The organism is Pseudomonas sp. M5A4_2d, from assembly GCF_053345295.1.
In genome coordinates, this window is sequence record NZ_JBKEZW010000003.1 from 379,527 (window position 1) to 393,161 (window position 13,635).

Annotated in this window: 7 protein-coding genes; 2 read left to right on the plus strand and 5 right to left on the minus strand. The window is 60.4% G+C overall.

Translation table 11 applies throughout. From position 1 onward, the window contains the following. Window positions 1–32: 32 nt before the first annotated feature. The 3 genes from ACLBW8_RS12215 to ACLBW8_RS12225 all read right to left on the minus strand — a co-directional run bounded on the left by ACLBW8_RS12215 (window position 33) and on the right by ACLBW8_RS12225 (window position 7,539). Entirely contained in the window at window positions 33–1,376 is a 1,344-nt protein-coding gene (locus ACLBW8_RS12215; RefSeq protein ID WP_447805526.1) for a DUF3999 domain-containing protein, read from the minus strand. Continuing rightward, a complete protein-coding gene (locus tag ACLBW8_RS12220) occupies window positions 1,376–4,918 on the minus strand; it encodes a DUF2339 domain-containing protein (protein WP_447805454.1) in 3,543 nt (1,180 codons plus the stop codon). The genes ACLBW8_RS12215 and ACLBW8_RS12220 overlap by 1 nt, the downstream gene beginning before the upstream one ends. A 170-nt stretch (window positions 4,919–5,088) precedes the next feature. Then, window positions 5,089–7,539: a glycogen/starch/alpha-glucan phosphorylase gene (locus ACLBW8_RS12225; RefSeq protein WP_447805455.1), complete on the minus strand. Its 2,451-nt coding sequence runs from the start codon at window positions 7,537–7,539 to the stop codon at window positions 5,089–5,091. A gap of 236 nt (window positions 7,540–7,775) precedes the next feature. Here ACLBW8_RS12225 and ACLBW8_RS12230 point away from each other — a divergent pair, with 236 nt between their 5' ends. Continuing rightward, window positions 7,776–8,210: a YkgJ family cysteine cluster protein gene (locus ACLBW8_RS12230; protein ID WP_064450261.1), complete on the plus strand. Its 435-nt coding sequence runs from the start codon at window positions 7,776–7,778 to the stop codon at window positions 8,208–8,210. Between the two features lie 204 nt (window positions 8,211–8,414). Here ACLBW8_RS12230 and typA read toward each other — a convergent pair whose 3' ends face one another. Then, window positions 8,415–10,235, minus strand: coding sequence for a translational GTPase TypA (gene typA / locus ACLBW8_RS12235; protein WP_053140412.1), 1,821 nt, complete (start codon window positions 10,233–10,235; stop codon window positions 8,415–8,417). 139 nt (window positions 10,236–10,374) lie between these two features. After that, the gene (thiI, locus tag ACLBW8_RS12240) at window positions 10,375–11,829 is read right to left on the minus strand and encodes a tRNA uracil 4-sulfurtransferase ThiI (protein WP_447805456.1); all 1,455 of its coding nucleotides are present in this window, start codon (window positions 11,827–11,829) and stop codon (window positions 10,375–10,377) included. Window positions 11,830–12,162: 333 nt separating this feature from the next. Here thiI and glnA point away from each other — a divergent pair, with 333 nt between their 5' ends. Then, window positions 12,163–13,569, plus strand: a complete 1,407-nt coding sequence (gene glnA, locus ACLBW8_RS12245; protein ID WP_017138628.1) for a glutamate--ammonia ligase — start codon at window positions 12,163–12,165, stop codon at window positions 13,567–13,569. Window positions 13,570–13,635: the final 66 nt, after the last annotated feature.

The following is a 13,635-nucleotide window of genomic DNA, read 5'->3' on the forward strand; positions in this document are numbered from 1 at the left end:
CCTCTAATCAGAGGATTTAACTCCAATAGAGTTCACGGTTTGCCCGCTGGCGTGCGCAACAAACTGTAGGCCATCGCCCCCAGTGCCGCCACACCCAGCAGGAGCACGGCCCACAGGCCAAGTTTCTTCCAGTCGGTGCCCATTTCGGGCAATGGGGCAACGGCGAGGGGTTTGACCACCACCTCTCCTGTGACCGTGGCCTGACCCAACGTCTTGAGGCGCTCGGCGCTGTAGTCGGGGATCAGGGTCGACAACGGCAGGTTCGCTGCCTTGACTGAGCCATTACCCAACGCCAGGGTGAACGGCGGTTCACCCCGCGCCAGGAATACCAACTGGGTGGCGCGCACAGCAAAGCGCAAAGCCGGGGCTTCGATGCCCAAGCCGCCGCCGCGCTCATCCACCTGCAGTTTTAGCTCGGCCACGGCCTGGCCAGGCAGCTGCAATTCGTCCTGCACCACGTCCTGGCCGTTTTGGGTCAGGCGGTACAACAAACCATTGCTCAGCGGCTGCCAGGCTTGATTGGCGTCACGGCGCCCCGCCAACGTTACCGGCGCCAGCGTATTGGGCTGCTTCAACTCAATGCGCAAGCGCTCGACATGCAGCCCCGTCGGCAGCTGCCAGCTGTATTCGCCCGCCTTGAGCCGCGTCCCCGACAAGGGCTGTGACCACACCAACGGCAGCGGCAAGCTGCTGCTTGTGGCGCTCACAAGCTTGGCCGAGGTCAGCGTCGGCGCGACCTGGCCCTGCCACACCAAACGCAGGTAACGCGCCGACTGCCCCGGCAGGCTGACGTCATGCTGTTCGACGCGCTCATCGGCAAACGACAGGCGTGCCACCTGCCCATCGCCCCACGACTGCCAGTGCTGCAAGTCATCACTGGCTTCAATGCTGAAACGCTGGAAGCCATCCTGCTCGCGGCTCCAGTCCAGGCTCAGTTGCTGCAACGGCGCCTTGATCGCGCTGGCATCCAGCACCCAGCCACGCAGCACTTCTTTGCCCGCCTTGGCTGGGCGGACTTCCAACAACGTGCCTTCGGCGGTGGATTTCATCACCACGTCCGGCACGTTCTCACGGGTGTCGGCGGCGTACAGCGGGAACCACTTCACGTCAGCCACATCGCGGCTTTCAGTACGCTGCGCCGATTGACGCGACAGCGCATAGGCTTGGGGCTCACCGGCGGCATTGAACACCCGCACATCACTGAGATCAGCCTGGCGCGCGCTCAATTGCACCGCCAATGGCAGCTCCAGGCGATACCAGGGGCCGTTGCCGCTCACAGCCAGCGGCACGTGCGTGGTGAAGTCGGCGGGCGTTTCCTGGGCCCACACCGACAACGTCGTACACACGCCCACCGCGATTACGCTCAACTTACCGATCAAGAGGATGCTCCTTCAGTTTCCAACACCGGTTCGGCGCGCTTGGGCGGCAGCGGCGCAAAGTAGCCCACCACCAGCAACAATCCGCCCACACCGATAAACGACACGATCCGCGCCAGCCCGCCACGGTTGCTCAGTTCGACAAAGAACAGCTTGGCGACCACCACCGCAATCAGCGCCGCGCCGATCAGCCACACTTCGCGACGATGGCGCAGATGGCCGCCGATCATCAGGCCGAGAGCGACCAAGGTCCAGACGATCGACAGACCGGCCTGGACCAACATCGATTCCAGCAATGCATCCAGCTGGAAGGGCACGCCAGCCCAATGGTGGGCAGTACGCATCACCAATGCCGTAAAGAAGGCAAACAGCGAAATACCCGCGACACCTTGGGCGATCAGCTCAGTACGCGGCCCGCGTTGCGGCGCCACGCTGCGCGACCATAAATACACACCCAGCAGTGCAAACAGCAGGCCCAGATCCAGCGGGTTGAGCAGCGGTACATACGGCAGCGGTCTGGCCGTACCGTCACTGAAGATATTTGCCAGCCAGAACCAGCCGAGCATCAATCCCGCCAGCGGCAACGCGGCCAGCACGCGGTATTCACGCGGATACGCCGACACCGGCCACGGCCAGCTGCGCGGCGCAGCCGCCAGCACCAGGTACAGGCTCGGCAGAATCGCCCAACCCAACCAGCGCCAGGCGTTGTACTCGCTCGACAGCAACAGCAGGCCGTAACGCAGCTCCAGCGCCAACACGCCGATCAACATCCAGCAGCCGAGCACGTGAGCGATGCTCAACACGTTGCCCGGCACCCGTGCAGCCAAACGGCGCAGCGCGATGAAATGCACAACGAACACCGCCAACCAAGCCAGCCAGCCGTACTGCGCCGCCGGGTGGTAGTAGTCATGGGCAGACACCAGCAACACCACGCCCGCCGCCGGCATCAGCAAGGCGCACAGCATGCCCAGCGACGCCCAGCGCAAACGTTCGGCCAGCACTGCCCAGATCGCCACGCTCACCGCCGCGATGCCGAGCAAAAATGGCCCCTGCAGCTCCTGCGGGATAAACCGCAACACTTCACCGATCAGCGCCAGCGTCCACCAGGCCGCGCCCCACACCAGCAGCAGGTCGGACAGGCGTTGCAGCTTCAACACAGCAAACACCGGCGCATGCGGCTCACGCTGCAAGCGCCAGGCGCCCACCATCGCGGCCAAGCCCAGCACCATCGGCGTCCAGAAACCGCTGTGCGCCAAGGGGCGCAAGCCCTCGCTGCTCAACGGCCCGAGCAACTGCGGCGCCGCCAACAGGAACGAGCCGCCGCCGATCAATTGCAGCAGCAATCCAAACACAAAGCTGACACGCTGTTGCAGGTACAGGCTCAGCCAGATGATCAACAAGCCACTGGCCGCCCATACGCCGCTGGCACTTTCCCAAGGCAGTACAAACAGCACGGCGAGATTGATCAGCACCAAACCTGCGAGCAACACCACTGACAGGCCACGCAGCAGCCGCACATCGCTGCGCACCATGTCGTCGCGCGCCGCCAGCAGCATGCCGCCGATCAAGGCGAGGCCGATCAGCGAGGCCGTCAACAAGCCGGCCCAACCCGCACTGAAGACCGCCGCCCCGTCGCCGCCTTGCAAGCGCAGCAGGAACAACGCCCCGCCAAGCAATTGCACGGCGAAGGCGGTAAACAGGAAGGTACGCGAGCCGATGCGCAGGCCGATAAACAGAGTGACCAGACCGGCTATTGCCCAACTGATGGCGGTGCCTTGGGTCAGTAACAGCAACGGCGCGAGCAGGTACAAAAAGGTCAGGCCCAGGCTTGCCAGCACGGGCAGGCCTTTGCGCTCCCAATCCGCAGCCTGTTCAGTCGGCGCCTTGCGCAACTGAGCGAAGCTGAACAGCAATGCCCCGCCCAGCAGCAGCGCACCCAACGGCGCACCGTCGAGCAAGGTCTGTGCGCCAACGCGCAGCTCGCTGAGGAACGCCAGCGCCGACCCCAACTGCAACAACAGCCCAAATGCCCGCGCCAACGGCCGCTGCTGACGCAAGCCAAGCCAGAAGATCCCGGCGCCCTCCACCGCCCACGCGGCAGCCGTCCAGCGCGCATCGAGGCCCAGGGGAATCGCCAGGCTGGCAAAGATCACACCCAGCGCCAGGCAGGTTTCCGCCAGCAACAAGGCGCGCCCACCACTCAACAACCGGGCCAGGCCCATGTAGATAATTCCCAGGCCCAACGCACTGAACGCGGCGGCAAAGTCCAGGTGCTGCACCAGCGCGAACTGCAAGCCAAAGCCCACCAGCGGCGGGCCGAACAGCATGCTGCCGTCGACATAATCGCCCTTGGCCGCCGACCAGCGCAGCAGTGCGTCACGGCTGTCGTCCTCAGGCGCGTCGCTCATCTCCTGCAATTTTCGCCGAGCGAACAACAAGCCGATGGCCAGGTACATCAGGAAAAACACAATCAGAAACGGCTCGGTGCTCCACAGCAGTTCCGGTGTGTAGGAACGCATGCCCCAGGCGAAACCGATGCCGAAGGTGCCGACAAAGCCGATCAGGTTGAGCAAGCGCCAGGCCTTGAACCAGGCGATGGCGAGGATGCCGGCGTTGAGCAGTGCGAAGTAGCTGAACAGCGCCACATGGTTACCGGCGCCGGTAGAGGTCAGGATCGGCGCGGCAAAACCACCCAACGCTGCCGCGCAGGCCAGGCCGAGGGCGTCCTGGGTGATCGCCAGGATCGCCGAGAACACCGTGACCGCCACCAGCAGGCCAAGTGCCGCGCCTGGGTCGATCAACGGGTGCAGGCGCATCGCCGCGAACACGGTCAGGTACAACACGGCAATGCCGGTGCCTTGCAGCATCAAGCCGTAATTGCTGTTACGCAGCCGCAGCCACCAGCCCAGGCCAAGCAGGCCGATGGCGGCGGCGGCAACGCCGGCGTAACGCAGCTCGATCGGCACCACCACGCCTTCGGTGGCGTAGCGCAACAGAAAGGCCAGGCCGAGAAATAGAAGCACGACGCCGACGCGCAGCACGGTGTTACCGCCAAACAGCCAATCGCGCGCGCCACTGATGGCCCGTTCGATCAGGTTGGGGCCTCGGGGAATGGCAGGTGCTTCAGGTTGCGGCGTCGGCGCTGGGGCCCAGACGTCAGCCGGCAGTGGCTGGCTGGCCTCGGCCATCACGGCGACAGGCGCCAGTTCGGCGGGCAACTCCCAGACGAGATCGGGCGCCTTGGCCGCGACCTTCGGCTCAGGGATAGGCGATTCGGGAATGGGGGTTTCGACAAACACACTGCGCGCCAGTGGCGCAGGTTCGGGCGTTTCCAGCTGCGCCAGGCGCTGCTCCAGCGCGTTCAACGCCTTCGACGTGGTCTCTAACTGACGCGCTTGCTGGTCTGCTTGGGCGGACAGCCTCGACAGACGAATCGCCTGGCCAATGCCCAACCCCAGCAGCGCACCGAAGCCGGCATCGGTGAACGACTCATCGAGTGTCCAGCCGAGCACCAGGCCAATCAGCATGAAAATCCATTGCATGGTCGATATCCCTAAGCAGCCCGAGGCGGGCAAACCGGGGCCTAGTATATCGACGCGGGGCTAATGTGGGAGCGGGCTTGCTCGCGAAAGCGGGGTGCCAGTCGACATATTTGTTAACTGACCCTCCGCATTCGCGAGCAAGCCCGCTCCCACACTTTTTACTGCGTTACTTAGTCGAGCGCTTTCCAGATCTCGGTGGCGTATTCGCGGATCGTCCGGTCCGACGAGAACCAGCCCATGCGCGCCGTATTGAGCACCGCCGAACGCCACCACGCCTTCGAGTCGTGCCAATGCGCCTCGACACGCGCCTGGGCGTCCCAGTAGGAGTCGAAGTCGGCACACACCAGGAAGCGGTCGTAGTCGATCAGGCCGTCAATCAAGCCCACATAACGGCCCGGATCATCCGGCGAGAACACCCCGCCGCGGATCGCTTGCAACACATCGTTGAGACGATGGGAGGCTGCCACTTCCGGCCCGGCGTGGAATTCACCGGCGTACTTGCGGGCTTCCACTTGTTCGGCGCTGAGGCCGAAGATAAACATATGCTCGGCGCCCACGCGCTCGTGCATCTCCACGTTAGCGCCGTCCATGGTGCCGATGGTCAGCGCGCCATTGAGGCCGAACTTCATGTTACTGGTGCCCGAGGCTTCAAAACCGGCGGTGGAAATCTGCTCCGACAAGTCCGCCGCCGGAATGATGCTTTCCGCCAGGCTGACGTTGTAGTTGGGCAAGAACACTACCTTGAGCAAACCGCGCACGGTGGGGTCGTTGTTCACGGTGCGGGCGATGTCATTGGTCAGCTTGATGATCAACTTGGCCTGGTGATAACTCGCGGCCGCCTTGCCCGCGAAGATTTTCACGCGGGGCACCCAATCGGTGCCCGGCTCGGCGCGGATTGCCTGGTACAAGGCCACGGTGTGCAGCAGGTTCAGCAGTTGGCGTTTGTACTCGTGGATCCGCTTGACCTGCACATCGAACATCGCCGCCGGGTTCACCGAAATGCCCAGGCGCTCGTGGATGATCTCGGCCAGTGCGCGCTTGCTGTGCAGGCGTTGTTCGGCGAAGGCTTTGCGGAAAACCTGCTTCTCGGCGAAGGTTTCCAGCTCCGTCAGGCGTGTTTCCATGGTGTCGAGAATGTCCGGGCCCAAGGCTTCCACCAGCATCTCGGTAAGCTTGGGGTTGGCCTGGTACAGCCAGCGGCGGAAGGTGATGCCGTTGGTTTTGTTATTGATGCGCTCCGGGTACAGCTTGTGCAGTTCGGAGAACACCGTGCTGCGCATCAGTTGGGTATGCAAACCGGACACGCCGTTGACGCTATGTGAGCCGAGGAACGCCAGGTTACCCATGCGCACGCGGCGGCCGTTGTCTTCTTCGATCAGCGACACCGCGCGCAGCACGTCGAAATCGTGGATGCCCTTGGCCCGCAGCGAGTCAATATGCTGGGCGTTGATCAGGTAGATGATTTGCATGTGCCGCGGCAGCATGCGTTCCATCAGGCCGACAGGCCAGGTTTCCAACGCCTCCGGCAATAAGGTGTGGTTGGTGTAGGAAAGCGTTTCAACCGTCACGTCCCACGCGGCTTCCCACGGGATGTCGTGCAGGTCCACCAACTGGCGCATCAGCTCGGCCACGGCGATGGATGGGTGGGTGTCATTGAGCTGGATGGCAGCGTGCTCGCCCAGGCTGAGCACCGAGCCGTGCATGTTTTTGTGGCGGCGCAACAAGTCTTGCAGCGATGCGGAAACGAAGAAGTATTCCTGGCGCAGGCGCAGTTCCTGCCCTGCTTCGGTGCTGTCGGCCGGGTAAAGCACACGCGAGATGCTTTCGGCGCGGGCCACTTCGGCGACGGCGCCCAAGTGGTCACCGGCGTTGAAACGCTCCAGGTGCAGGTCCTCCACGGCCCGTGCACGCCACAGACGCAGGGTGTTCACGCTGGCGCCGCGCCAGCCGACCACCGGGGTGTCATAAGCAACGGCGCGCACGGTTTCGTTGGGCGTCCACACCTGGATGAGCTTGCCGGAGGCGTCCGGCAGGGTTTCGACGCTGCCGCCAAAACCGATCGGGTAAATCACTTCGGCCCGCTCAAACTCCCACGGGTTGCCGAAGTCCAGCCAGCGCTCGGTCTGCTCCTGTTGCCAGCCATCCACAATCGCCTGGCGGAATAAGCCGTGCTCATAGCGAATGCCGTAACCGTGGCCGGCAATGCCCAAGGTGGACATGCTTTCCATAAAGCAGGCCGCCAAGCGGCCAAGGCCGCCGTTGCCGAGCGCCGCATCGGGCTCCAGCAGGCGGATGCGTTCCAGGTCGACGCCCAGTTCGGACAGGGCTTCGCGCGCAATCTCCAACACGCCGAGGTTGCTCAGGCTGTCATAGAGCAAGCGGCCGATGAGGAATTCCAGGGAGAGGTAATAAACCCGCTTCTGGCCTTTGCGGTAAATACGTCGCGTATGGTCCATCCAGTGGTCGACCATCTGGTCGCGGGCGGCCAGGGCAATGGCTTCAAACCAGTCGTGGTCGAAGGCGTGGTCGGGGTCTTTACCCACCGCGTAAGTGAGTTTGGTCAAGACAGCATCGCGGAATGCGGCTACCTCTGCTTCTCGTGCAAGCGGTTCCTGAGACATCGGTGCGACCTCGGGCGAGATTGAAGGAGTTGCTAGAGCCTAGTCGGTCTGACAGACGGTGAACGTGCTCGTTCGGCAGTTTTTTAACTCATTCACCTTTGCGGGAAATTGATGCAGGGGTCGTGCCCGATCGGTGGTTGAGCAGCCTTCGGGCTGAAAACCGCAAAATACTGTTCAAAAAATCATCAATCCCGGTATTATCGCGCGCCCAGATAGCGCCCCACCTTGGAACCCTGATGAAGCCTCAACTGATCGCCGCCGCGGAACTCGACCGTCTCGAGACTTGGCAGAAATATTCCGCCCACATGTGCGGTGGCTGCGTGTCCAGCTGTTGCACGCTGCCGGTTGAGGTGAAGATCAAGGACCTGATCCGCATTGGCATCGTCGATGAGTTCGAACGCGGCGACCCGCCGAAGAACATCGCCAAGCGTTTGCAGAAAGAAGGCATCGTCGAGCGCTACAACTCCAAATCCGAGATTTTTACCCTGCAGCGCATGAGCAACAACGATTGCCTGTACCTGGATCGTAAGACGCGCTTCTGCACTATTTATGACAAGCGCCCGGATACCTGCCGCAACCACCCGAAAATCGGCCCGCGCCCGGGGTATTGTGCGTACAAGCCGAAGGAAGTGGTGCGCGAAACCACGTTCAAGACGCTCGACAAGTTCTGATCCGACATTTGTATTGCTTGAGCGACCGCTTTCGCGAGCAAGCCCGCTCCCACACTTGACCCCATTCTTCCTGAGAAAACGCGGTCGAATGTGGGAGCGGGCTTGCTCGCGAAGGGGCCGGCACAATCACTGCACATTCTGCAGGCATAAAAAAACGCCCCCGGCCTTTCAACCGGGGGCGTTTTTCATTCAGCCTGAGTTAACTCAGTTCTTGGCTTTCTTGGCAGCGCGGGTACGCTCGCCTTCGTCCAGGATCTTCTTACGCAGGCGGATCGACTTAGGTGTCACTTCGCACAGCTCGTCGTCCTGGATGAATTCCAGAGCCTGTTCCAAAGTGAAGCGAACAGGTGGAACCAGAGCGATGGTTTCGTCTTTACCCGAAGCACGCATGTTGTCGAGCTTCTTGCCTTTGGTTGGGTTGACGCCCATGTCGTTGTCACGGCTGTTCAGACCAACGATCTGACCGTTGTAGATCTCTTGACCGTGTTCAACGAACAGCTTGCCACGCGCCTGGAGAGTTTCCAGGGAGTAGGTCAGCGCCTTGCCGGTTTCTACCGATACCAGAACACCGTTCTGACGGCCGGACATGTCGCCGGACTTCATGGTGTCGTAGCGATCGAAGATCGAGGTCAGGATGCCAGCACCGTTGGTCAGGGTCAGGAACTGGTTACGGAAACCGATCAGACCACGAGCAGGGATGTTGTATTCCAGACGCACACGGCCTTTGCCATCCGGCACCATGTTGGTCAGGTCGCCCTTACGCAGGCCCATCTCTTCCATGACCTTGCCCTGGGATTCTTCAGGGGTGTCGATGGTGACGTTTTCGAACGGTTCCTGCTTCACGCCGTCAACAGTACGGATGATCACTTCTGGACGACCAACGCCCATTTCGAAGCCTTCGCGACGCATGGTTTCGATCAGTACCGAGAGGTGCAGCTCACCACGGCCGGAAACCTTGAACTTGTCAGCCGAGTCGCCTTCTTCAACGCGCAGAGCAACGTTGTACAGCAGCTCTTTGTCCAGACGTTCCTTGATGTTACGGGAAGTCACGAACTTGCCTTCTTTACCGCAGAAAGGCGAGTCGTTTACCTGGAAGGTCATGGAAACGGTTGGCTCGTCAACGGTCAGAGGCTTCATCGCCTCGACAGTGTCCGGCTGGCACAGGGTGTCGGAGATGAACAGCGAGTCCATACCGCTTACGCACACGATGTCGCCTGCGAAAGCTTCTTCAACGTCAATACGGTGCAGACCGTGGTGACCCATCAGCTTCAGGATACGACCGTTACGCTTCTTGCCGTCAGCACCGATAGCCACAACCGGGGTGTTCGGCTTGACGCTACCACGAGCGATACGGCCAACGCCGATAACACCCAGGAAGCTGTTGTAGTCCAGTGCCGAGATTTGCATCTGGAACGGGCCTTCACGGTCAACCTTCGGTGGTGGAACGTGGTCAACGATCGCTTGGTACAGCGGGGTCATGTCTTCCGCCATGGCGGTGTGTTCCAGACCGGCAATACCGTTCAGGGCAGAGGCGTAGATCACTTGGAAATCAAGCTGCTCTTCGGTTGCACCCAGGTTGTCGAACAGGTCGAAAATCTGGTCCAGAACCCAGTCCGGACGTGCGCCTGGACGGTCAACCTTGTTGATGCACACGATCGGACGCAGGCCGGCTTCGAAAGCCTTCTTGGTCACGAAACGGGTTTGCGGCATAGGGCCGTCTTGAGCGTCAACCAGCAGCAGAACGGAGTCAACCATCGACATTACGCGTTCAACTTCGCCGCCGAAGTCGGCGTGGCCCGGGGTGTCCACGATGTTGATGTGGTAGCCGTTCCAGTTGATGGCGGTGTTTTTCGCCAGAATGGTAATACCGCGCTCTTTCTCCTGGTCGTTGGAGTCCATCACGCGCTCGTCGTTGAGCTCGTTGCGCTCCAGGGTGCCGGATTGACGCAAGAGTTTGTCTACCAGGGTGGTTTTACCATGGTCAACGTGAGCAATGATGGCGATGTTACGTAGATTTTCGATCACTTGTGTATCTCGATCAGAGGATTCGGTGTGCTGACAGGTCGTGGCAGCGATTAACAGTAGAGTCAGGCCTTGCCGTTACAGCTTGACGGCAGAGTCGGGGGGCCGGTGACGCAGGCCACAGGCAAACAGCCCCGGGCTCTTAGCTCGGTCGATAAACGCGCACATTGGCATGCCCCTCACTGAGCAAATGGTGGGCATGCAGGCGACTCATCACGCCTTTGTCGCAATACAGCAGGTACTGACGGCTGTTATCCAGTTCCTTGAAACGCGCGTTCAATGCGTAGAACGGCAGCGTTTGCACGTCGATGCCAGCGATTTCCAGCGGCTCATCTTCGGCGGCATCCGGGTGACGGATGTCGACGATAATCTGGCCGGCCAGGGCTTCGCTGACTTCTTCGATTTGCACGTCTTGGCCCAATTCTTCGATTACGCGATCGATCGGGACCATTTTAGCGTTCTCGAGCGCACGCTCCAGAATCGCTATGTCAAACTGTTGTTCTTCGTACTCCACGCGGTTGCGCTTGGCGTGGGTCTTGGGGTTCACCGAGATGACCCCGCAATATTCAGGCATGTGCTTGGCGAAATCCGCCGTGCCGATTTCTTCGGCCAGGTCGATGATGTCCTGCTTGTGACTGGCAATCAGCGGGCGCAGCACCAGCTTCTCGGTCACGCAGTCGATCAGCGACAGGTTCGGCAGCGTCTGGCTGGAGACCTGGGAGATCGCTTCACCGGTCACCAACGCGTCGATCTGCAACTGATCGGCGATTCGGGACGCAGCGCGCAACATCATACGCTTCAATACTACGCCCATATGACTGTTATCGACTTTGCCGAGAATTTCGCCCAGCACTTCCTCGAACGGCACGCTTACAAATAGCACGCGTTGGGAGCTGCCGTACTTCTTCCAGATAAAGTGCGCGACTTCCATCACGCCCAATTCATGTGCACGCCCGCCCAGATTAAAGAAGCAGAAGTGGCTCATCAGGCCGCGGCGCATGATCTGGTAGGCCGCTACCGTGGAATCGAAACCGCCGGACATGAGCACCAGGGTCTGTTCCAGGGCACCCAGCGGGTAGCCGCCGATGCTGTTGTGCTGGCTGTGAATCACAAACAACCGTTGGTCGCGAATTTCCATGCGCACTTCAATTTGCGGCGCTTTCAGGGAAATTCCGGCGGCGCCACACTCGCGACGCAGCTTGCTGCCGACGTATTTCTCGACGTCCATGGAGCTGAAGGTGTGCTTGCCAGCGCGCTTGCAGCGCACCGAAAAAATCTTGCCTTCAAGCTCATTGCCAAAGTGCTGTTTGCACTTCTCGGTGATGTCGTCGAAGTCGCCCAGCGGGTACTCATCCACCTGCAGGAAATGCGCGATGCCCGGCATGCAGCTCAGGCGCTCGGTCATGTCCTTCAAGGCTTTGGCATCGGTGATACGGGTTTCCAGCTCGAGGTTGTCCCACACGCCATTCACCACCACAGCCGGGTCCAGGTCACGGAGCACGGCACGGATGTTCTTGGCCAACTGACGGATGAAACGCATCCGTACCGGTCGGCTTTTGATGGTGATTTCAGGGAACACTTTAACGATTAATTTCATGGAAACAGCGCGCGCCGGGCCTGCTGAAAAAGGGGGGCGCGGATTATAGCGGAAATCGCTCAAGGTTTAACCAGTTAATATGCATCACACGCAGCACGCACCAAAACGGGTCATTTATGTGAATTAGCGCTACATTGCAGTGCGTGATTTATTCCGTTTCAGCGGATTGCACCGTTATAGGGGCGATTTTGAGGCAAAAAGGCCATGTTGGCGCACTGGCATGCAATTTGCTCTCTTGTGAGACAGGTTGCCTTGGTCGAGTATTCGCGCCGGCATCACCCACATTCTAAGGGCTAACTCCACTATCCAGCCCGAAGCCACCCGGAGGACACCATGTCGAAGTCGGTTCAACTCATCAAAGATCATGACGTTAAATGGATTGATCTGCGCTTCACGGACACTAAAGGTACTCAGCACCACGTGACCATGCCGGCTCGCGACGCGCTGGATGATGCTTTCTTCGAAGAAGGCAAAATGTTCGACGGTTCCTCCATTGCCGGCTGGAAAGGCATCGAAGCTTCCGACATGATCCTGATGCCGGACGACAGCACTGCCGTTCTCGACCCGTTCACCGAAGACCCAACCCTGATCATCGTCTGCGACGTGATCGAGCCTTCGACCATGCAAGGCTACGACCGCGACCCACGTGCGATCGCCAAGCGCGCCGAGGAATACCTGAAGTCGACCGGTATCGGCGACACCGTATTCGTAGGCCCGGAGCCAGAATTCTTCATCTTTGATTCGGTCAAGTTCAAGTCCGACATCTCCGGCTCCATGTTCAAAATCTTCTCCGAACAGGGTTCGTGGATGTCCGACCAGGACATCGAAGGCGGCAACAAAGGCCACCGTCCAGGTATCAAAGGTGGCTACTTCCCGGTTCCGCCGTTCGACCACGACCACGAAATCCGTACCTCCATGTGCAACGCCATGGAAGAAATGGGCCTGGTCATCGAAGTTCACCACCACGAAGTGGCGACTGCCGGCCAGAACGAAATCGGTGTGAAGTTCAACACCCTGGTTGCCAAGGCTGACGAAGTTCAGACCCTGAAGTACTGCGTACACAACGTGGCTGATGCCTACGGCCGTACCGCTACTTTCATGCCTAAGCCGCTGTATGGCGATAACGGTTCGGGTATGCACGTTCACCTGTCCATCGCTAAAGATGGCAAGAACACCTTCGCTGGCGAAGGTTATGCCGGCCTGTCCGACACTGCCCTGTACTTCATCGGCGGTATCATCAAGCACGGTAAGGCCCTGAACGGCTTCACCAACCCGTCGACCAACTCCTACAAGCGTCTGGTCCCAGGTTTCGAAGCACCGGTAATGCTGGCCTACTCGGCTCGTAACCGCTCCGCCTCGATCCGTATTCCTTACGTGTCCAGCCCGCGCGCTCGCCGTATCGAAGCTCGCTTCCCGGACCCGGCAGCCAACCCGTACCTGGCCTTCGCGGCCCTGGTCATGGCTGGCCTGGACGGTATCCAGAACAAGATCCACCCTGGCGACGCCGCCGACAAAAACTTGTACGACCTGCCGCCTGAAGAGGCCAAAGAGATCCCACAAGTGTGCGGCAGCCTGAAAGAAGCCCTGGAAGAGCTGGACAAGGGCCGTGCGTTCCTGACCAAAGGCGGCGTATTCAGCGACGACTTCATCGATGCCTACATCGAGCTGAAAAGCGAAGAAGAAATCAAAGTACGCACCTTCGTACACCCACTGGAATACGAGCTGTACTACAGCTGCTGATCCGGCAGCGCCGCTTAACGTGGCGTGACGAAAAGACCTCCTTCGGGAGGTCTTTTTTTTGCCTGG

Bases quoted from the DNA above. Each gene is read 5' to 3' on its own strand.
- ACLBW8_RS12220 (WP_447805454.1), bottom strand. From the start codon at position 4,918: ATGCAATGGATTTTCATGCTGATTGGCCTGGTGCTCGGCTGGACACTC.
- thiI (WP_447805456.1), bottom strand. From the start codon at position 11,829: ATGAAATTAATCGTTAAAGTGTTCCCTGAAATCACCATCAAAAGCCGA.
- ACLBW8_RS12230 (WP_064450261.1), top strand. From the start codon at position 7,776: ATGAAGCCTCAACTGATCGCCGCCGCGGAACTCGACCGTCTCGAGACT.
- glnA (WP_017138628.1), top strand. From the start codon at position 12,163: ATGTCGAAGTCGGTTCAACTCATCAAAGATCATGACGTTAAATGGATT.
- ACLBW8_RS12225 (WP_447805455.1), bottom strand. From the start codon at position 7,539: ATGTCTCAGGAACCGCTTGCACGAGAAGCAGAGGTAGCCGCATTCCGC.